This is a genomic window from Dehalococcoidia bacterium, assembly GCA_035528575.1.
In the GTDB taxonomy this organism is placed as follows: Bacteria; Chloroflexota; Dehalococcoidia; order E44-bin15; family E44-bin15; genus DATKYK01.
Genome location: DATKYK010000007.1, coordinates 1 through 20,547 on the forward strand (window position 1 = coordinate 1; position 20,547 = coordinate 20,547).

The following is a 20,547-nucleotide window of genomic DNA, read 5'->3' on the forward strand; positions in this document are numbered from 1 at the left end:
TCCTTACTTTCAGAGCTTCCTCGAAAGCGTTGATTGCCTTCCTGCAGTTCTCTGCCTTAGCCTCCACCCCCGCAAGAGTGCTATATGCAATCCCGAGATTGTTCTGAGTCATTGCGTAATCCATTGGGAAGCGTTCAAGAGTCCTTACTTTCAGAGCTTCCTCGAAGGCGTTGATTGCCTTCCTGCAGTTCTCTGCCTTAGCCTCCACCCCCGCAAGAGTGCTATATGCAGTCCCGAGATTGTTCTGAGTCAGTGCGTAATCCATTGGGAAGCGTTCAAGAGCATACACTTTCAGAGCTTCCTCGTAGGCGTCGATTGCCTCTGTAAGTTTTCCTTGCTTGTCTACATAATATTGTGAAAGTTCCCAATATGCATCTCCAATTTTTTTCTGTGTTTGGCTTTTCAAGTTTGGATCGGTTTCAAATTCTAATATCCTCTTATATATAGCTATAGATTCACTATAGTAGTCCGTGATTTTATTAACATCTTTCCAATCTGTTTTCTGGGCTAAAGATACATACAGAGAGGCAATAGTACTATATATTTGGGAAGGTATATTAGTATCAGATGCTTTCTCTAAAGTTCCTATCTCTTGAACAGTATTCTTTATATCATCAACGCCAAACTCTCTTATCCCGCCATAATATTCTGATATTTTAATTACCACCTCGTGAAATTCTTGTAAGTAATCAGGGCCAATCATGCCAGTTCGTTTTAAACTTTGCTTATACTCATCAACTATCCTTGACATCAATTTTTCTATTGATTTCTCTATCACATTGCTGGGATATTTAGGATTATCTAATGAAACATCCTTATTGACTATTTCTACATGCAAACCCTGAAGGTCCGAAATATGAGCGAAATTGCCGAGAGTTGGCTCCTTTAATTCCTTAAACTGCTTTTCAGTCAAATTTACCTCTTTACAGCCTTGTTGGCAAAAACTCTTCACCGCTACAGTAGCCTTCTCATCTTGAAGAGGGATAAGAGGCTTCTTTTTACCTATCAATATACCAAATTCCAGTAAAACATTGGGTCTCAGACCATCGAGAATTACAATTCCCAGAGCACACTCCTCTGCTAACTGTTCAAATGTTTTTCCATAATGATCGAGTGGTTTAATTTCATCAGATAAAAACACAACTTTGAATCCTTTTGTGGGTAGGAGTTTTTTAAGAGGATTTAAAATATGGTTAATGCCCTGAACATGCTTCTCATCAGAATGGACTACGATACACGGTATTTCTCCTTCAACACTTAAAGTAGAGAGAGTTTTAGTTTCAACCTCTTTCTCTCCCTGTAACATTTTTTGGGGCTTTATCTCATCATTCATAGGTGTTTATTAAACCTCCTATCCGCCAAGCAAAATGACTCTTAATATCCATATAGATGAATTCTAGATTCGACCAATCCGTAAATCTTAATATAATTGTATCATCTACGACAATAGCTGTTAAGCTTGGTATAGCGGCTTGCAACCTAATTAAGGCATAAGCTCAAGCGTCCCCTGGAATATACATCAGGCATATCTGAACGTCGCTAGAATGTTACCGGGTGTACAAATTGTCACGTCGTACAATCGATGGTTTTGGTAGCCATGGTTAAAAACCGTCTCGTCTTGATAAGCGAGAATGCTTATAATAGAAATGCACGTCGTTGAGATGAGGCAGAACAGATGGAAGACGATATAACATAATGAGTCGGGGTAGGAAGGAGGAATGTCGATATGTCAATATTTACTAGGGTGTTAAGTGAATTTGATGAGAATGATGTAAAGGCTTTGGATGAAGCACTCCGAAAGTTTGCTAACTATAAGAAGCATTCCGGATTGCCAGATTATTCCCCAGGATTTGTAGCATACACACCTATCCTGAGTTTTGCACTCCTCAAATCACAAGCTGCAGTGGAAAAGCTAACAAGTGTCCTTATAGTTCTTACTTCCGTCTTAGCAGTTCTCGCCTTTGCGCAAATTGGACTCATGGTATGGCTGGTAATACATTAGATAGGTAACGCCTACCTTGCTGAGATTAGGTGTGAAAGAGGCCGAGAGATATCTGCTTTAAATAAAGTTTAGTATGATAGAAACAGGAATTATAGCTGCACACAAAGCCATATTGTTCATCGGAGGCCTATTTAGAGGTCTAACGCAAGATCTTAATTCTCAAATCAGCCCATTTCGACCCCGCCCGTAATAAGCAAGGCGACGGGAAATCCCATCGCCGTCTTCTTGTATTTTATCGGAGTTCTGCGGTTTAGGAAGGCGTCTTGTTCACACCTTGTTCACACTTAGCTACGATATTTGTTCACACCTAACCACACCTGGCCACACTTGGCAACTGAAAATCGGCCACACCTGGCCACACTTCGTAGCTGAAAACCGGCCACATCTGGCCACACAGTGGCCACACTTAGCTGCAAATTCTGGCTACACCTGGCTACACCTTGGCTACACTTAGCTACAAAAATCGGCTACACTTGGCTACACTTGGCTACACCTGGCTACACCTGGTAGCTATTTTAGGTGTAGCCTGTGGCCATCTTCACTGAAGTGGCCTTCCGTGCTAATATGGTCGTAGAGGTTCATTGATATGAATGAAGGTAGTAACTTCGTTAGCACCGTAATACAATTTGCTTTCTCACTTTCAGATGCCCGCTCGAGGAGGAAGCGGATCCGTGAACAGGCAGAGTCTGCGCAGGCGTTACTGGATAAAGTAGCTGGGGTCGCTACCCTTGAACCCCCCATGCAGTCCCCGAGGAACCCTATGAGGATCATCTACTAGAGGAAGGCACCGAGGACATAGTATCAGGGACTTCCCAGATAAGCGCTGCCGGCAAGGCATGCATTCCCTTGGGTGTTCTATATATATTTGACAACTTCAATTATAAGTGATAAGGTACTCCAACCCAAAATAATTGGGGAGAAAAATAAAGGAGGTACTGCGATGCCTGTAGCAAAGGATAGAGTGAAAGGACTTCTGACTGATAGAGTGAAAGGGTATCTGATTATTGGTTTCCTTTTTGCACTTCTTGCCCTATCCATTCTGGCAGATCTGTCGTAATAGCTAAGGTTTGGAATGACGTTATAGCCAACGATATTATATCCAGCAATTTAACTGAACTAATCCTTTAACCAAAGGCTTCTCCAGGCTCGCTGTAGCAGATATAAACGGTAAACTCTATCCGTACTTTTCTGCAGTTGTCTACACTTTCTACACCCAAAACAAATACAAACTGTAGACAAGTGTAGACGAAGTGTAGACAGGTGTAGATAAAAACTTACCAAAACCACAGTATTTGGTTCAAAACAGAAAGAGCTGATTGAATCCCACTGGCCTCTTTTCTTACCAGGCAGCGAAATAGCCATAGAAAGGACTGAGGATCGGGTTATCGGATCAAACAACATGGCTTAAAGTTAGCTTCTCAGAAGGAGCGTCATGGTTGGGACTATGTGGCTTAATTTCTCGATAATATCATATCTTTGGTATTTCCGTTGTTGACAAATTGCATCAACCCTAAAAGTGCTGAACGAGGGCTGGGTTGGGGAGACTCTTTCACTTCTCCTCTCGCCCCATCAACTCTTGTCGTCGTCGACGGTACTCAATAATGGGCCGATCGGCCTGTATCAATTGCTCACCAATCTGCAACCCCGAAGCTTTGGGTCGTTGGGTTACTACAACTCTTCGGTCCTGGTGTGCAATTAGCAAGTTGAAGGGCATGGCAAGTCGGTTTATCAGTTGACGTATCAATGGCGCGCCGACAAACTTCTGATAGAATCTGAGATAGAGCAAAGTATTTTCTCCATCTACGGGCACAAACGCTGCTAGTATCCGCATCTTCTTGCTAATGTGGTTCTGCCACAGGTTGGGGAAGATAAACTCCAGTTTGAAATCCTTATTTGGGTCTGGGACGGGCACTTCTTCAGGTTTGCGTGGAGGCGTGCTATCGTCAAGACGGTTGTAAAAATAGACGAAAAACATGTCTTCAGATACCCATTCCATGCCAGGCCCGTCTACGAGAGTAAGTCCTCCACGGCCAATGGTGTTGTGATGGACGAAAGGTAAGTGAGCCACATCGAGTTGATTCTCGATCACTCGAGAATAATGAGCCTGCCAATGGTCGTAGGTCTTAGCGTAGGAGAAGTCTTCGTCTATGTCATTAAAAAAGCGCGGCGGTCTCAATACCGCGGGCTGGTTATCGCCCCACCAGATCCAGATAAGATCATGAGCCTCATGGGTGGGGTAGCTGTTAATCCGGAAGCGCTCATGAACAAGTGAATTTCTGCCATTGGCAGGTATTCTGACGACACGCCCCGAGCGTTCATACTCGAAACCATGGAAGGGGCACTGCAGGTGATCATGGATCACCTCGCCTTTGCTTAACTGGACACCGCGGTGGACACACTTGTCGTGGAAGCAACTTACCGTTCCTGTACCGTCTCGCCAAAAAACCAATTTTTCGCCCATGCGAGTTACACCGATGGGTTTATCTCTTACTTGGCTGGAATCCATTACAACATACCATAGGTTTGGAATCATACTGTCCTCCTTACATCATAATGCTGAATATCTGACCTAATGATATGATAGCATATATAGCTTGTGAGTCTGCATTGTGGAGGAACAAAATGACGTTTTGTTGCTCCTGCCATTTTGCCCAATTCTGCTCGAAAACGGGGGTTCCTGAAGTGGAATCCTCTTGATTCTCCACGAGTTAAGGTGTCGATATCGCGTTTTAGATCCTCTGCAGATACAAAACTCAGACTCCTTTACTTCTGATCACGGTGTATTGTACTCGAAATCGGCAACCTATTACTGCGCCACGCTGCCTCTGTGTATTGACAAGCGGCTACGGTTGTGATACAAAATATAGTGGTATTACGTATAGGATGTAATTCCTCATATGCTGATTCAGCATGCTGAAACAAGGGGGGAAATAAAATGAGGAGACTTGTACTTATTGGGACCATATTAGCATTGTTAATGTCTGGTGGCATTGCCGTAGCCCAAGGGGTTGATAGGTTTCCAGCTAATATAATACCCTCTGGAGAAGATATATTAGTTCCTTCTGAGGCAATCGACCACTCAGATACACTGGAGGCCATTACAATTGTTCACTATTTAGAGGGTTTTGGAAAACCCATCACCGAATGCGGTAACCAAATATGTGAACCAGGCGAAAAGAAAAGTTGTCCTAGCGATTGCGGCGGAAATGGAAATGGTGGAGGAGATAAGGTCCCTGATTGCTATAAATTTATGTCAAAGGGAGCTAAGTTAAAGAATACAGAAGACCTCTACATCCATCCTCTAGTAGACCTTAATGTGATTGGCTCTTCAGCCTTAGAATGGGACCAGAATACTTCATTTTCTCTTTTTGGCAGCCAGACAAACGATCCAGAAGCCAATTTCGATCCTGTCCTTATGCCAGATGGGAAGAACGAGTTTTCATTCGGCAATTATACCACATCCGGTGTTATAGCCGTAGCAAGAGTTTGGGGTTATTTCTCTGGGCCGCCGCAAAACAGGGAGATTAGTCAGTTTGACATTATGTTTGACATAGACTTTGTGTGGGGCGATGCTGGGATGGACCCTTCGGTAATGGATTTACAGAACATTGCAACCCACGAGATAGGTCATGGTCTTGGCCTAAGTGATTTATACGAGGATGCGTGTAGCGAAGTGACAATGTATGGTTATTCTTCTGAGGGAGAAATGAATAAGAGATCTCTTGAACTAGCCGACATCGCTGGCCTTCAAGAGTTATATGGGGAATAACAGTAGCCACTTTCTCGTGCTAGCTACATATAATGAAACAAAGCCCCGGGATATGCCGGGGCTTTGTTATTGTCTTGTTGTCTGCCATCATCCATTACATTTGTACTGCAATCCGTACACTCGATGCGCTATGTAACTGCGATAAAAGGTAATACACACGTATGGAGCGGATTTGCGTTAAGTGAACCAAATGCTCTTTATTGTATGTAGTCAGAGAAAGTGGGACAGTTAAGCCTTCAGAATTAACGGACACCTAGAGGCTGCTGCCCCGCTTCCTAGCGTTGCTATTATAGTCCTTTCTTACTTGTAATGTCCTGCTCTTTGCCTCCTTTCTTTTCTGTATTACCTGGCGATGTCGGAGCTGGCGGGATTCGAACCCGCTACCTCTTGACTGCCAGTCAAGCACTCTCCCAATTGAGCTACAGCCCCAGATGTGCTCCCATGTTGGCCATACTATAGGATGTTCTAAAAGGAGATCCGTTGCCAGGTCAATCCCACCCCCCACTTTTCCCATGGTTCCAGCTCAAGTGTCCAGATTAGAAGGAGGCAGCTGCCTTGAAAGGTTCTCTCAAAGCCTTTCTCCGAGTTTGATATCGTCTCTATGGGGAATCTCCACAGCCTCACCGGTTGCCCCACCGTCAGGCACAAAGCAAGCCCTAGAACCGGGTCCGTTATATAGATATTCTCCACATCGGACACATCCTGAATTTCGGCTAACCGGCGACGTTCACCTCGCCACGCGGACGCGGTGTAATGACAATGCTTACGGTGACCAGCTTCAGTTAAACTCAGATTCCACTCGGATGCGAAAACGCTGGCCAACGGGGCATCAGTCATATTGGTCAACCGATACTCTACCCTTACCTTCTCATCCGCAGCCTCAATGTCCAGAACCTTCTCCACTTGCAAAGGCAAAAAACTTCCATCGAACCATACGTGTCCGTCCCGCTTCAGACGCACAGTCAGGCCACCTTCTACACCCTGCACCGTAGGCTCATACGGTTTATTGACGAAATCTCCCGTTTCCTCGTAAGAGTTACGCAAGAAATCTTCAATAGTGGTGCCAGCACCTAAGAAATGGTCGATGAGTGAAGCTCGCCGGTACCAGTCATAGTGCAAATGCTGGTCGAGGCCCTCTTGCTTGGCCCGGACAACTTCGTGAATCGTCCTGACCTCATCGGCAGGCCGCTCAAGGCGTCCTGCGTGTTTGCACTCAGCCTCAATAAGCGCCTGGTGGTATGCCTCCGGCCGCCGCGTCATCACCGCTCCCAGATTATGCTTCAGCCTCCGAACGTCCCACTCGAAAAGGGATGCCCCGTCGGCCAGGTCCAGGTAAAGGTTCTGGGCCTCTCCCTCAATCAGAAGCTCCTCCACACCATCGCTGTCAAAATCAGCCATCTCCCACTTAATCCAGGGTTGCCCCTCGTGCAGGACCTCATCGGCTGCGCTCTCGGCAGCGATGAGGTGACTGTAGATCCCTTGACGGAGATGATTCAGGTACACCCCCCCGAAGACACCATGCCAATAAGGGCAGTTACATTGACCTTTCCACAGCTCATCCATGCCGGCATCGCCCTCGGTCATGCCGCGCGCCTGATATACCGCACGGTGGACTCGCAGCATCTTCTTATGCATTACGTTTATCTCGGGGTATTTCGCCAGGAAGTAACGCCAGAAGCCGGCGTGCATATACCTTACGATCTCATGATGCCCATCTGCCTCCAGCTGCTTCACCAGTTGGCTGAACTCGTATGAGCTGGAAGCCGGTAGCGCCCACTCCTGCATTTCGGCATATGAAGCGGTTGGCAAGTAGACCATCCCTATAGGTCCATGACGCTGCACGTACTCGCCCAAGGGGATGGTCTTGAGCCAGGAGCTGTTCTCCTCCACAGCGTTTAGGAAATCCTCAACCCATCCATCCTCCCAGCAATATTTATAGGTCTGAGGCCAGATGCCGAACTTCTCACCGTCGTCTCCCATGACTACTATCTTGTCTCCGTCCTCCGTTGCCCGGGAACGAAGGTGCTCGATCACCTGCTCCACCTTCAGCCAGGGGATAGAATAGCGCAGCACCTTGCTGCTGGCGAAGACCTTGAGCGGGTGACCTTCCTCTTCGGTGACATGGTAGCCGCACAAATCATCATACTTAAGGCCTGCCATAATGAAGTGATTATCATCGACTACGGTCCACTCCACGCCAGCCTCGGCAAGGGGCTTCGGTAGTTGGGGCTCCCACACCCGCTCGGCAAGCCACAGGCCGGTGGGGGAGAAATTGAACTCATCGCGAATGGCAGAGGTTAGCTTTGCGATCTGTCCCAGCTTGTCTGCATCCGGGATTATGGGGAGTATCGGCTCATAGTAGCCACCCGTCATGATCTCAACCTGGCCTCGCCCTACAAGGCCTGCGATGCGCCTCAGGAAATCAGGCTCGTTCTCCCGCAGCCAGTCGAGAAGGCAGCCGCTGTAATGAAGGGAGAGGTGGACACCGGCATGCCTCTCCAGCGCCTCGACCAGAGGCAGGTAGGCATGTCGATATGCCAGCTCGAAGACGTGTGGGAAGTTGTCTGTCGGCTGGTGGTTGTGAATAGCGAGGCCGAGGTATACGCTTTTCACCCCTCACCCGGGTTCATGAAAGTGCTCATCAGAATATCCGGGAAGCGCGGTTGGTAGATACACAAGAAATTGGCCTACTACATCCTGCTGCTACCTATCCAGGTGTCATGAATATCTTATCTACGATCTTGTTTCTCAGGTCTCGCGCCGCAACGACCCGATAGTAATACTCTTTCTTGTCCTCATCGCCGCAATCGCTCATGCTTATGGCTTTATAGGCATTCAAGATTACCTCACGTTGCTGTTCCAACCCCTTATCTATCAGGTTGATATCCCACATCGGTCGCCTGCTCGCCCACCAGAACTGGCAGCTGTGGAGGGCAGCATCCAGAAGCGCCCTGGCGATATGGGCATAGTGCTTGGTGGCATCGCTCTTCGCCTCTTTTATCGCCTTGTTTACCATCGCCATGGCGATCTCCAGGTGCTCCCACTGAAACTGATGGATGGCATTGTCCTTATTCTTCCACAGCGGATAGGGGTTGCCGGCCTCAATGTCATCATTGCTGGTGCTCCAGGAGGAGGCCTTCGGTTCGACTGCAAGACCGCGTGGAAAGATATCAAGAAGTCCGCTTATAGTTACCGCTTGGACTTCCCTGGACTCCGCCATCTCACGTGCCTGGAACAAGCCCCCGTGCTGCTGTGCCAATGCCCTGGCCTGCGTTGGGCCACGGGGAGAGACCATGGCTAACTGAGGGCCTTCCGCCGTCTCCGCTCCATCCGCCTCATCCGGTTCCAGGGTCTCATATACTTCGGCCAGGAAGAGTTTTTCCCAGTCCTGGATGTGATGCCCAAAGGTCTCCGCATCCATAGCGGTGATGACATAGACATCATCCGCGCCTTCCCCGCGCAGTTCTCGCAGGTGGCCAATGAAACCGCCAGCGTCGATATTTTGAAAGCTTATCTTGTTGCTCAGAATGTCATCACGGAAGAAGACCACAAGCCTTTCCCCGCCGAGGGAAATCTCATGAATAACGTTCATGGGCCATTCTACGGGGCAGGCCACCCCGCTCACAATGACCCACTGATGACCTGTGTCGAGGATAGGCTTCACGATCTCCTCACCGTAACACATCTCGGGAGGGAAGAAGCCCTTGGGTGAGTACGCCTGTCCAAAAAATCGCCTATTGGTCTTAGTGTTTTGGGTTATCTGCCTTCGCATCTCCTCCTGGGGAATGAGAGGGAGGATGGGATGGTACTTTCCCGAGCCGGTGAATTCCACCTGACCGCGTTTGGCCAGCTCCCGCAGCCCCTGGATCACATCGTTAAACCCGTGGTCATAGAGCATCTCGGCGAGCACGGCGGTTATGTTTACCGTGACCTTGGCATAGGGAAGGTCGCGAAAAAGCTCGACCAGAGGCCTGTAGGACTCATCGCACACCTTGCGCAGCACCCAGTGGAGCTGCGTTGGTGGCTGGTAGAAATGCAGTAGCGGTGCCCAGTAGATCATAGATTCACCGTTGGTCACTTTGCGACCGACTAGGGCATATGGATATGGTGTCAACACACCATGCTGATCACGCGGCGCCAGACAGGAGGGCCGGGGCAGTGCGGTGTCTACTCCTTAGCCTCTTCGGCCGCAGCGGCCTTGTCAGGACTCTTCCGGCGCTTCCACCCCAGCATCACCAGGAGTTCCCCGATAGCAGCATCGCTCACCGCCGTCTCGTCAAGGGGCATGCCTGGGTGTAAGCGATAGTGGTTCTTCCTGCCATCCCTGGTCTTAGTAATGTATCCCGCTTCTTCGAGGCCCTTAATAATGTTGTGTGTTGCCCTCTCGGTGATGCCGACAGCATCACCGATCTCTCTGGCTGTGCTGCGCGGATGCCTTGCAATGGCGGCCAAGACCAGACCGTGGTTTGTGATAAAGCCCCATGTAGCCATTTTTAAAAATCGTCCCAAATTGGTCTAAAAAGTACTTGACAAAAACTAAATGTTATGCATAATAATGCATGAATATTGTTTCATGTCATGTTAGTTTAGCATTTTGTCTCCAGTATTATGGGTCGTGTAAAGCATATCATGCATATATTATCGTGCGATGGGCTTCCTGCAACACATTTCCTACATAATGACGGTAGTATTATTTCACAAAACCAGTAGAGTGTCAACCTCTCCGAATCTTGAGGTAAATGAGGAGTACCTGTGATGTTTAAAACAGTTGCCACTATTACTAAGAGCCTGGAAGACTACCGGCCCATCGCGGGGGATGAGACGATTGAGGAGCTTAAGGCACTGGCTGTACCACTTCGGGGGGCCAAGGTACTCCATGGTCTCCAGCCCCCTCCATGTTCTCCAGCCCCCATTGTATGGTCGTAATGGCCCCTTTTTATTACTGTAGAACGGCATTACCATGCCTAAATTTATATGTAGGTGCTGAGATGAGGCAGACAAACATTACCCCCAAGAACACTGAGTTCGTGCTCCTTTGCTTTGAAGGGCCGGACCGCTACTCCCAGGCCGGTGGCCTGGGAGTACGAATAGACAACCTGTCAGCCACCCTGGCGACGATGGGCTTCAACACGCACCTGTTCTTCGTCGGCGACCCCGCTCTCCCGGGTGAGGAGCTGAGGTTCAGGGGCAAGCTCTCACTGCACCGGTGGTGCCAGTGGATCAGCAAGTATTATCCCAATGGTGTGTATGAGGGGGAGGATGAAAAGCTCTATGACTTCAACGAGTCCCTCCCATGGTTTATCAAGGAACACATCGTCAAACCAGCGGTGGCCAAGGGTAAGCTGGTAGTGATCCTCGGCGAGGAGTGGCACACGGCGGAGGTGATGTGTCGCCTCAGCGATGCCTTTTTTAACGATGGCCTTAGGGACAATGTGGTGATGTTCTGGAATGCCAACAACATCTTCTCCTTCCACCGCATCAACTGGGGGCGGCTCAACTACACCACCACCATTACTACGGTGAGCCGGTATATGAAGCACGTCATGTGGAGGATGGGGCTGAACCCCCTGGTTATTCCCAATGGGATACCGAAGAGCTCGCTCGGCAAGGTTGACTACAGGGAGACTGAGGCGGTGAGGGAGGCCCTCGGCGCGGACCTGGTGCTGTGCAAGGTGGCTCGCTGGGACCCTGACAAGCGGTGGAACACGGCCGTGGAGGCCATCGCCAAGCTCAAAGAGAAGGGCATAAAGACAGTGCTTTTGGCCCGGGGTGGGATGGAGTCACACGGTGAGGAGGTGCTGTGTAATGCTCGATCGCTGGGCCTCACCGTTGGGGAGGCGAGGACCAAGCAGGGCTCGCCTGACGGCTACCTGGCAGCGCTGCAAGAGGCCGCCCCGTGTGACATCATCGATATCAAGTTCCACATGCCCCTCGACTTATTGCGCGTGGTGTACCGGGCTGCTGATGGCGTGCTTGCCAACAGCGGACATGAGCCTTTCGGCATCGTGGGGCTGGAGGCGATGGCGGCCGGAGGGATTGCCTTTACCGGCTGCACCGGCGAGGACTACGCCATCCCCTTTGTAAACGCCTTTGTTCTGGAGACAGCCAACCCCATGGAGATCGTGGGCTACATGATGTACCTGCGGGACTATCCCAAAGAGTGCACGCGAATTCGAGAGGCGGCGAGGCGCACTGCCCGCTACTTCACCTGGGAGGCTGCTGCACAGAACTTGATCAGCAAGCTGGAGAACCAGGCCCGGATGCAAGAGGCCCTGGGTGGCAAGCCCACGCCTCTCGAGCCGCAGTTTGCGCTGTCCAAGTTGCCCCCGGAACTGGTCGCCACCACACTGAACCACTACTAAAGGCGAAGGAACTAGCTGATATGGCGCAAGACTTAGTGATCTACACCGTGGTGCACCAGCCGCGGCGGCTCAAGCTACCGGCGCAGCCCATCCCTGAGGGCGCTGCCCCCGGGGATATCGAGCGCTGCCTGTTCGACGAGCAGCTAAACGAGGAGTACTTCCGAAAGGTTGCCACCTACTGCTACTATCCCGCTACCGAGATGTTTCTCCATCTCGCCGATGGGGGTGTGAAGTTCTCGGTAGGATTCTCTGTCTCCGTGTTGCTGCAGACCGGAGCGTGGGATCGAAAGCTCTTCCACCTGTTCTACCAACTGGTGGCGCATCCCAACGTGGAGCTCGTCAACGTCGAGCCGTATCATAGCTTCCTCCCACTCATCGACCTCCGCATGTTTGCCCGCCGGATGTCGTGGGCCCGCAACCACCTGGAGAAGGCCCTGGGCAAGAGGCCTGAGGTAACTGATACCACCGAGATGCTCATGTCCGACGGTATCTACCACGCCCTGGACGGGCTGGGCTTCACTGCCGCCTTCCTCGACGGGCGACCATCGGTCATGGAGTGGCGCGAGCCGACCCACCTCTATCACAAGGGGAAGGACATGATGCTCCTGGCACGGCACTTCGAGCTTAGCGATGATGTCGGCTATCGCTTTTCCAACAAGGGCTGGTGGGGCTATCCACTTCTCGCCGATACCTATGCCCACTGGCTGAGGGAAGCCACGGGGGATTTCGTGGTGCTGGCGTGGGACTATGAGACCTTCGGCGAGCATCACTCCCGGGATACCGGCATCTTCGATTTCACGACACGCCTGCCTGAGGAGTTGGCGAAGCGGCGGATAGGGACGCTGACACCCAGTGAGGCGATCGCGAAGTACCGGGAGCGAAGCTACCACCTGCCTTTACCGGCATTTCCCTGCACCTGGGCCGGCGAAGGAGGAATTGAGTTCTTTCTGGGAAACGCTGCACAGCAGGCCGTATTCCAGCTAATGCTGCAAGCCTACAACAAGGCCCTACTAACCAAGAATCATCGGCTGATAGACCTCGCCCTGTGGCTGGTTCAATCGGACAACCTCCATCTTATCCAGTGGTTCGGGCGCTCAGGATCGGAGGCCGAGGTATCTGCCTACTTCACGCCGAAGGAGTGGTGGGGGATGGGGCCATCGGGCATCGTGTGGGAAATGCAGCAGGTATACAAGAACTTCATCCGAGCCCTCGACGCGCACCTTTAGAATATTTATATATTCATAAAGATGTACTCGACAATTTTATATCACACGAGCTATGCAAAGTCAAAGCTACATGATAGGGAACGAATCTCCGATTAGGATGCAATTTAGCTATAGAACTAAAAACGGCACTAATCGGATTAGCTAAAACGAGAAGGTCGAAATGACTAATAATTACACGGAGTGGTTTGGTCAAAGTGCCTGGGTTTACGCCGATGAAGATGGGGATTTCTTACCCAAGCTCTTGAATACGATGAAAGACCACTTCCGAGGCTACGCCCAGTGGCAGAGCAACATTCATCTTCAGGAATACCCTCAATATCTATGCTCTGCTAAGTTCAACGGCGGTACGAATGATATCGTACACCTCTGGCGGGACGGTCAGACCTGGTGGCAAATATCAGGTGAATTCCGCGCAAAAGAAGAGGATAATGTCGAGCTAACACTGAGAAAGTGCATCGATGATTATGCCAAGAAAAAAAGGGTTGGTAAAATAAGTGATATCACACAAGCAAGGTCAAGGCCGAAAAGCGGAACAGGCATTACCGAATAAAAAGGGAGGGAGGATAATTATGGTAATGGAAAGATGGCAACCGGGCTGGGGCATCCGTCCTTGAGACTCTTTTCGTAGGAAATGGAACAGCGCTTAGATGATCTTCTTAGTCACCCCTCCTTCCCCCTAGTATGGAGGCGGCTCCCTGGGGAGGAAAGGGGTTGGTGCCTCTACCAGAGATGTTTGAAAAGGAAGATAAGTTCATCGTGAAGGCCGAGCTTCTAGGCGTGAAGAGAGAGAAGATTGATGTCTCAGTTTCGGGGGATACCATGACCATTAAAGGAGAGCGTAAGACTGAGACCGGTATCAATAAGGAAGACTACCACTTCTGCGAGCGGTTCTATGGTAGCTTCTTCCGCTCGATCACCCTGCCTTCCGCTGTGAATACCGAGAAGACGAGGCCAGCTATCAGAATGGCGTGTAAGAGGTCACCCTGCCTAAAGCTGCGGAGATCAAGCCGAAGAAGGTGGAGATTTCCGTCAAATGACTATTTATAGCTGTCCCGCTCTCCGATCATTGAGATGAGAAGAAAAAGGTGCCAAAGGTAGTATCCTAAAAGGTGAAAGGGGGTGGCAGAAAATGGCCACAATTGTCAGGATATCGAAGGAAGAGGCTGAGCGGCGTTTGTCCGATGTTCCCGAGGAGCATGCATTCAGGTGCTGCGGTGGCCGCATATTGAGGAATTTGGTAGAGCTCAGGGAGACCCTTGACAGCATGACAGATGAGACCTTCACCTACCACTCAAATGAGGAGAAGCACGATTTCAGCAACTGGGTGAACGACATAATTGGGGACGACAAGCTGGCAAGGGATCTGGCAAAGTCGCCGGATCGAATCAAGGCAGCGAAGAAGGTGGCAGAGAGGCTCTCGTTCCTCTCCGCTAAATTAGCTTAAATATCAAGGTAGGCTTTATCTGTGTCCTGGCAGCGCTATGCTAAGCCGGGGCAAGGGGGATCTTTCTATTCTTGAAAGATGGGCAAATGATATATTGGGCGCCGTTACTACACTTCTACCAGCCACCGACTCAGTTCCACTGGGTGCTGCGCAAGGTGTGCGACGAGTCCTACAGGCCCCTGGTCGAGCTTTTTCGTAACCTTCCCTATGCCAAGGTCACGGTAAACATAAACGCCGTGCTCGCCGAGCTGCTAGACGAGCATGGCATGTCGGACGTGATCTACGGCCTACGTGAGCTAGCCGAACAAGGGGTCGTGGAGCTCACCGGTTCGGCTAAGTACCACCCCATCCTCCCCCTAATTCCCCAGGAAGAGATGCTGAACCAGATAGCGCTCAATCATCAGGCCAACGAGCGCTTCTTCGGCAAGAGCTACTTGCCTCAGGGCTTCTTCTCCCCTGAGATGTGTTACAGCCACGAGATCGTCAAGCCGATACTGGATACCGGCCACAAGTGGCTCATCTTGAGCGGGACTGCCTGTACCGCGCCGTGGCCTAACAACGTCATCTACGAAATACCATCCGATGGCCAGCGGCTTGCGGTGTTCTTCCGCGATGACATTCTGAGCAACAAGATCTCCTTCCGCCAGCTCGATGCGAATGGGTTCCTCGACCATCTGAGGCAGCTGCGAGGCTCCCGTAAGGATATCTATGTGGTAACGGCTATGGACGCCGAGACCTTTGGGCATCATATTAAGAACTGGGAGCACCTATTCCTGGGAGAGGTGTATGGGGCCCTGGAGCCATCGGAGCCCATAACTCAGGGTGTCAGACATTTGCAGTGCATGGTCAATACACAGAGGGAGATATTCCGCTCCCCTGAGAGCATGAAGAAGCCTGAGATCGAAGTGGTGACTATTAGCAGGCTAGTGGAGCTATTCCCTTCAGGCGACCTTGTAGAGCCACAACTATCGTCGTGGAGCACCTCTACGGACGATATCCGCACCGGTAACCCGTACCCCCTGTGGAAGTCAAAGGATAACCTCATTCACCAGCTACAGTGGCAGCACCTCAAGATCGCTATCGAGCTGACTAGGAAGGCAGTGGAGGTAGCGACCGCCGAGCCCGCAAAGCAATATGCCGATATAGCCAGGGGGCTGTTAGACCGGGCAATGCACAGCGATCAGTTCTGGTGGGCCAACCCGCAGCCAAGGTGGGACGTGAACCTGGTGAACCGGGGCCTGATGCAGCAGCGTGAGGTGGTGTTTAACGCCTATAAGGCGATAAAGATGAGCGACCTGAGCGAGGATGAGAAGACAGAAGGCTACTACCGGGTCATCGTCTCGCGCGACCTGAGAACCAAGACAATGGACCAGCTTTTCATGTACTAAGCGGAAAGGAGTTATATCTATGAAGATATTGCTTGCCATCGACGGCTCTAAGTATTCGGAGATGTGCGCCAAGACACTGAAGGCGTTTAAGCTCACCCCTCAGACCGAGGTCACCGTGATGACGGTTGTGCCGGAACACGTCTTCCTAGGGGGGCTCACCATCCACATGTTAAGGCGCGGGGCCGCCGCCAGAGAGCAAACGCGCAAGGCCCAAGAGCAGAATGCTACCGAAGTGGTTAAGGGGGCAATCGAGGTGCTGCGGGCAAGCGGCATCCATGCCGAAAGTGTGGTGCGGTGGGGAAAGCCCGCCGAACAGATCTTAAATGAGGCTGGTGAGATGCGAGCTGATCTGGTAGTAATCGGTGCAAGGGGCACACGCGACCCTCAACAATTCCCCCTCGGGAGCGTGGCGCAGAAGGTGATGAAATATGCAGATGCCAGCGTCCTGCTGGTCAGAGATAAGTATGCCAAAATGCGGCGGGTGCTACTTGCCACCGATGGCTCTAAACACTCAGACCAAGTTACCCGGTTCCTCCTCGACCTACCGCTGCCCCTCACCAGCGAGGTGGTGCTGGTAACCGCCCTTCAGTCCCATATCGCTGCATGGCTGAAGACACCTACCATGGACCTGGAGACCAACCAGCAGCTCCTCGCGAAGCTCCAAGAGGCGGAAGAGTGGAAGGCGTGGGAACTTTTGACCAAAACCAAGAACCAGTTCAGGGAGAAGGGATACGGGGTCTCCTCCCTGGTGCTCAAGGGGGAGCCTGCCCAGGAGATACTGTTCGCCGCATCAACGATTAATCCCGACCTGATCGCGGTGGGGGCTAAGGGGCTTACCGGGGTCGAGGCCTTCCTGCTGGGCAGCGTGGCCCAGAGGGTGGCCGGATTCGCAAAATATTCGGTACTGATCGGCAGGGTACCGGGCTACAATCAACCGAGCTAGTAGTCAGTTGGCCTAGGCTCAGTGAGATGACAGAAGTGAACCAGCATAACCTGTTGAGGATGGGGATACAGATATACTATGCCGGGCAGTGGGCTGAAGCCGGTGTATACCGGTGCCTCGACCCCTGTTCGGCGGATGAGAGGGTTGTTACCTTAGAGGCAGACGGCGTACTGCCCGATCCCACCCACGGATGGATAGCCCGATTCTACCGTAGTTCAAATTTTGTGAAAGCCCCACACACAGCGAAAGGAGGCACGAAAAGGACAGGAAACCCACACCCAAACCGAAGCCCAAGAGGTAAATCAAAAACAACAGGTACGTGAGATCACTGGAGCGACCCTATAGCAAATGGCCCTACTCCATAGAGAGAAGGTGATATAAAATGAAGGCCCAAATCAGTAAGCCTGGTGCCGGCAAGCCTGGTACCGGCAAGCCGGGTGCCGGCAAGCCGGGTGCCGGCAAGCCGGGCCCGAGCAAGCCCTCTTTCCCCAAGAGGTAGTTAACCGCTGGGGCAGATTCTAGAGTGGAGGAGGTTCCCTCCCCAAGAGGGAGCCTCTTCTACTCTGATTAGCTCCGATCGGCGCAAGAGGTTAATGTGTCAATTCAAACGAGAAGACAAAGGTGGTTTCAGTAATAAGAAGTATATTTCAGCCAAGTGATAAGGTCTCGCCACAGGACCTCGAGAAGGGCCTTAAGGCTGTCATCCTGGATGGCATGTGCACCCAGGCGATGGGGGTGCTCACCGGCGGCGCTTTTCTCGTCGCCTTTGCCATAGCCCTGGGGGCCTCGAACTTTCATATCGGGCTGCTGGCGGCCATCCCTTTCCTCACCCAGTTTCTCCAGCTCCCGGCTGTTTATCTCGTAGAAAGGGTTAGGGCGAGGAGAGGCATCTCTGTAGCCTTTTCGGGGGCAAGCAGGCTTTTGTGGCTACTGATCGCCGCCATTCCGCTGCTATTTGCCGCCTACACCGGTGCGGGGTTATACGTGGTAATCGTTGCCCTGGCACTGTTCGCCGGCCTGGGTGCCGTCGCCGGCACCAGCTGGAACTCCTGGATGCGCGACCTGATCCCGGAAAAGATACTGGGGAGTTTTTTCGCCAGGCGCATGATTCTGTCCACAGGCCTGGGGATTGTCCTAACCGTGCTTGCCGGTTTTTTCGTCTATTTCTGGAAAGGCCGTTTCCCCGACGACCAACTGTATGGCTACTCGATATTGTTTATCCTAGGGTGTGCTGCCGGCCTGGTGGGGCTATATTTCCTCTCGCGCACCCCTGAGCCCAAGATGGAGAAGCAAGGTGAAGTCCCATCGCTACGCGAACTCCTCACCCGTCCTCTGAAGGACACCAACTTCAGGAGGCTCCTTACCTTCAGTGTGCCGTGGAGCTTCGCCATTAACATGGCCGCCCCCTTCTTTACCGTCTACCTGCTCGTGCGCCTGGAGTACAGCCTGTCCACGGTGGTTATGCTCGCGGTTTTGAGCCAGCTGGCAAACCTATTCTTCTTGCGCATCTGGGGCAGGCTGTCTGACAGGTTTAACAACAAGTCTATTTTATCGGTAAGCGGACCCTTGTTCTTGCTTTGCATCCTGGCTTGGCCTTTCACTACAATGCCCGAGAAGTACTTCCTTACCCTGCCTCTGGTTATTATCATCCACATATTCAGTGGGATATCCCTCGCCGGGGTGACCCTGGGAACGGGCAACATAGCCCTGAAGCTATCGCCGCGGGGACAGGCCACCTCATACCTGGCTGCCAGCGGCATACTGAATTCCCTTGCTGCCGGAGTGGCTTCCCTCATTGGAGGCATCATCGGCTTCTTCTTTGCAACAAAGGAGTTGTCATTACTATTTCAGTGGTTCGAGCCTGCCAGGCAAATCGCCATCCATACAATTGATTTAAGGGGGCTTGACTTCCTTTTCGTTATCGCCTTCATTATTGGGCTCTATTCGTTACACCGCTTAGCCTCGATCAAGGAGGAGGGCGAGGTGACCGAGCGGATCGTGATCAACGAGCTGACCGCCGAGGTAATGCAGCAGATGAAGAGCCTGTCCACCGTGGGCGGGCTGCGGCAGTTTACTTCATTCCCCCTGTATATTGCCCGTGACAGCCTGCGCAGGCTGCCCCAACCGCGTAAGCGAAAAAAGCGTGACAGGGGTGAAACTCCGGATGTTCAATGAAACCTCTTGTCGGAACGTGGACCTGATGACAAAGGACATGGCTTATGCTAACATGCTGCTATTCGTACACATTAAGCGATTTGGCGACAGGCAGCTAACCGGATAGGAGGTGGGCCATGCCATTTAGTGCGTACTATCTGAGTGCGGAGGGCGACCTGAGGAGTGGTCTCAGCGAGGGAGAGGTCCGGGACGCCTTTGAGTCGAGACAGGGACTGCTATGGGTCGATATGTGTGAGGTCACAGAGGAGGATGGCGAGTTTTTAGAGCACAACTTCGGTTTTCACCATCTTGCCATCGAGGATTGTGTGAGCCCGCTGGTCCACTCCCCCAAGGTCGATGACTTCGGCGACTATCTGTTTATAATAGTGCACGGCATCAACTACGCAGTTGAGTCAGAGATCGTGCAGACCACGGAGCTCGGCCTGTTCATCGGCCCCCACTTCGTGGTGAGCGCTCACAACGTCCCGCTCTACAGCGTTGGTTCTATCACCAAGCGTGTGGAAGAGGACGGCCGTCCCATGAGGCGGGGGGCGGACTTTCTCGCCTACGCCCTGATCGATGCGCTGGTCGATAACGTTATGCCCACCATCGACAGCATGAGCGATATTGCCGAGGGTATTGAGGAGGAGGTGATCCACAGCCCCCAGAAATCGACCCTGGAGGCCATCCTCAAGCTCAAGCGCTCCACCCTGCGGTTGCACCGGGTTATGGCCCCGCAACGGGAGACCCTTAACCGCCTGAGCAGGGGCGAGTTTCCGATCATAAGCGAGAAGGCGCAGATATTCTACCGCGACGTCTATGACCACGTCGTGCGCCTCGAGGACCTGAACCAGACCCTCCGAGATAGGGCCGATAATGCGCTGGCCACCCAACTGTCATCGGTGGCGAACCGACAGAACGAGACAATGAAGGTCCTGTCCATAGTGGCCTCCATCTTCCTGCCCCTGGCCCTGGTGGCCGGCATCTACGGCATGAACTTCGAGAACATGCCGGAGCTTTCGTGGCAGTGGGGGTACTTCGCCGTGCTGGGGTTTATAGGGGCTGTCGTCGTCACCGTTATGATGTGGTTCGGGGCTCGAAAATGGCTGAAATGGCTCACCTGGGGTCGGCGGCGGGTCAGCCGGCTCAGCAGACCATTTGCGGTGGAGCCGGAGAAGCTCATCCATTACATCGGCCACATAGAAAAGCGGCCCCACCTGTGAGCAAAATGTATTGAGGTGACGCACAACCATAAGGAG

17 protein-coding genes and 1 tRNA gene are annotated in these 20,547 nt (G+C 51.8%); 12 read left to right on the forward strand and 6 right to left on the reverse strand.

The genetic code is table 11. The features are described from left to right. Positions 1–1,333: hypothetical protein (locus VMX96_01045; GenBank protein ID HUU62501.1), on the reverse strand; the 1,333-nt coding region annotated here is incomplete at its 3' end. Between the two features lie 393 nt (positions 1,334–1,726). Here VMX96_01045 and VMX96_01050 point away from each other — a divergent pair. Next, positions 1,727–2,002 carry a hypothetical protein gene (locus VMX96_01050; protein ID HUU62502.1) on the forward strand — a complete coding sequence of 92 codons (276 nt, stop codon included), beginning with the start codon at positions 1,727–1,729 and terminating at the stop codon, positions 2,000–2,002. Positions 2,003–3,551: 1,549 nt separating this feature from the next. On the opposite strand, the gene VMX96_01055 is transcribed toward VMX96_01050, so the two are convergent. Then, on the reverse strand, positions 3,552–4,535 hold the full coding sequence (locus VMX96_01055) for an aromatic ring-hydroxylating dioxygenase subunit alpha (GenBank protein HUU62503.1): 984 nt from the start codon (positions 4,533–4,535) through the stop codon (positions 3,552–3,554). A 402-nt stretch (positions 4,536–4,937) separates the two neighbouring features. Between VMX96_01055 and VMX96_01060 the strand changes: the two genes are divergently transcribed. Further along, positions 4,938–5,771: a matrixin family metalloprotease gene (locus VMX96_01060; protein ID HUU62504.1), complete on the forward strand. Its 834-nt coding sequence runs from the start codon at positions 4,938–4,940 to the stop codon at positions 5,769–5,771. A 356-nt stretch (positions 5,772–6,127) separates the two neighbouring features. Here the strand turns inward: VMX96_01060 and VMX96_01065 are convergent. The 4 genes from VMX96_01065 to VMX96_01080 all read right to left on the reverse strand — a co-directional run bounded on the left by VMX96_01065 (position 6,128) and on the right by VMX96_01080 (position 10,262). After that, a tRNA-Ala gene (locus tag VMX96_01065) sits at positions 6,128–6,200 on the reverse strand. A gap of 36 nt (positions 6,201–6,236) precedes the next feature. Next, positions 6,237–8,384 carry an alpha-amylase/4-alpha-glucanotransferase domain-containing protein gene (locus tag VMX96_01070; GenBank protein ID HUU62505.1) on the reverse strand — a complete coding sequence of 716 codons (2,148 nt, stop codon included), beginning with the start codon at positions 8,382–8,384 and terminating at the stop codon, positions 6,237–6,239. A 94-nt stretch (positions 8,385–8,478) separates the two neighbouring features. Beyond that, on the reverse strand, positions 8,479–9,885 hold the full coding sequence (locus tag VMX96_01075) for a hypothetical protein (protein ID HUU62506.1): 1,407 nt from the start codon (positions 9,883–9,885) through the stop codon (positions 8,479–8,481). A 53-nt stretch (positions 9,886–9,938) separates the two neighbouring features. Beyond that, on the reverse strand, positions 9,939–10,262 hold the full coding sequence (locus VMX96_01080) for a helix-turn-helix domain-containing protein (GenBank protein ID HUU62507.1): 324 nt from the start codon (positions 10,260–10,262) through the stop codon (positions 9,939–9,941). Positions 10,263–10,526: 264 nt separating this feature from the next. On the opposite strand from VMX96_01080, the gene VMX96_01085 reads away from it, so the two are divergent. From VMX96_01085 to corA, 10 genes are all read left to right on the forward strand, one after another. Continuing rightward, a complete protein-coding gene (locus VMX96_01085; protein ID HUU62508.1) occupies positions 10,527–10,697 on the forward strand; it encodes a hypothetical protein in 171 nt (56 codons plus the stop codon). Positions 10,698–10,759: 62 nt separating this feature from the next. Next, entirely contained in the window at positions 10,760–12,133 is a 1,374-nt protein-coding gene (locus VMX96_01090; protein HUU62509.1) for a glycosyltransferase, read from the forward strand. Between the two features lie 20 nt (positions 12,134–12,153). Then, positions 12,154–13,359, forward strand: a complete 1,206-nt coding sequence (locus VMX96_01095; protein ID HUU62510.1) for a glycoside hydrolase — start codon at positions 12,154–12,156, stop codon at positions 13,357–13,359. Positions 13,360–13,519: 160 nt separating this feature from the next. Continuing rightward, positions 13,520–13,909 carry a hypothetical protein gene (locus VMX96_01100; GenBank protein ID HUU62511.1) on the forward strand — a complete coding sequence of 130 codons (390 nt, stop codon included), beginning with the start codon at positions 13,520–13,522 and terminating at the stop codon, positions 13,907–13,909. A 164-nt stretch (positions 13,910–14,073) separates the two neighbouring features. After that, positions 14,074–14,406, forward strand: coding sequence for an Hsp20/alpha crystallin family protein (locus tag VMX96_01105; protein ID HUU62512.1), 333 nt, complete (start codon positions 14,074–14,076; stop codon positions 14,404–14,406). A gap of 82 nt (positions 14,407–14,488) precedes the next feature. Beyond that, a complete protein-coding gene (locus tag VMX96_01110; GenBank protein ID HUU62513.1) occupies positions 14,489–14,803 on the forward strand; it encodes a hypothetical protein in 315 nt (104 codons plus the stop codon). An 86-nt stretch (positions 14,804–14,889) separates the two neighbouring features. Continuing rightward, complete coding sequence (locus VMX96_01115; GenBank protein HUU62514.1) at positions 14,890–16,191, forward strand: hypothetical protein; 1,302 nt, start codon at positions 14,890–14,892, stop codon at positions 16,189–16,191. A gap of 19 nt (positions 16,192–16,210) precedes the next feature. Next, on the forward strand, positions 16,211–17,134 hold the full coding sequence (locus VMX96_01120; GenBank protein ID HUU62515.1) for a universal stress protein: 924 nt from the start codon (positions 16,211–16,213) through the stop codon (positions 17,132–17,134). A 621-nt stretch (positions 17,135–17,755) separates the two neighbouring features. Further along, positions 17,756–19,309, forward strand: coding sequence for an MFS transporter (locus VMX96_01125; protein HUU62516.1), 1,554 nt, complete (start codon positions 17,756–17,758; stop codon positions 19,307–19,309). Between the two features lie 116 nt (positions 19,310–19,425). Beyond that, positions 19,426–20,511: a magnesium/cobalt transporter CorA gene (gene corA / locus VMX96_01130; GenBank protein ID HUU62517.1), complete on the forward strand. Its 1,086-nt coding sequence runs from the start codon at positions 19,426–19,428 to the stop codon at positions 20,509–20,511. Positions 20,512–20,547: the final 36 nt, after the last annotated feature.

Bases quoted from the DNA above. Each gene is read 5' to 3' on its own strand.
- VMX96_01050 (HUU62502.1), top strand. From the start codon at position 1,727: ATGTCAATATTTACTAGGGTGTTAAGTGAATTTGATGAGAATGATGTA.
- VMX96_01055 (HUU62503.1), bottom strand. From the start codon at position 4,535: ATGATTCCAAACCTATGGTATGTTGTAATGGATTCCAGCCAAGTAAGA.
- VMX96_01060 (HUU62504.1), top strand. From the start codon at position 4,938: ATGAGGAGACTTGTACTTATTGGGACCATATTAGCATTGTTAATGTCT.
- VMX96_01080 (HUU62507.1), bottom strand. From the start codon at position 10,262: ATGGCTACATGGGGCTTTATCACAAACCACGGTCTGGTCTTGGCCGCC.
- VMX96_01085 (HUU62508.1), top strand. From the start codon at position 10,527: ATGTTTAAAACAGTTGCCACTATTACTAAGAGCCTGGAAGACTACCGG.
- VMX96_01090 (HUU62509.1), top strand. From the start codon at position 10,760: ATGAGGCAGACAAACATTACCCCCAAGAACACTGAGTTCGTGCTCCTT.
- VMX96_01095 (HUU62510.1), top strand. From the start codon at position 12,154: ATGGCGCAAGACTTAGTGATCTACACCGTGGTGCACCAGCCGCGGCGG.
- VMX96_01100 (HUU62511.1), top strand. From the start codon at position 13,520: ATGACTAATAATTACACGGAGTGGTTTGGTCAAAGTGCCTGGGTTTAC.
- VMX96_01110 (HUU62513.1), top strand. From the start codon at position 14,489: ATGGCCACAATTGTCAGGATATCGAAGGAAGAGGCTGAGCGGCGTTTG.
- VMX96_01115 (HUU62514.1), top strand. From the start codon at position 14,890: ATGATATATTGGGCGCCGTTACTACACTTCTACCAGCCACCGACTCAG.
- VMX96_01120 (HUU62515.1), top strand. From the start codon at position 16,211: ATGAAGATATTGCTTGCCATCGACGGCTCTAAGTATTCGGAGATGTGC.
- corA (HUU62517.1), top strand. From the start codon at position 19,426: ATGCCATTTAGTGCGTACTATCTGAGTGCGGAGGGCGACCTGAGGAGT.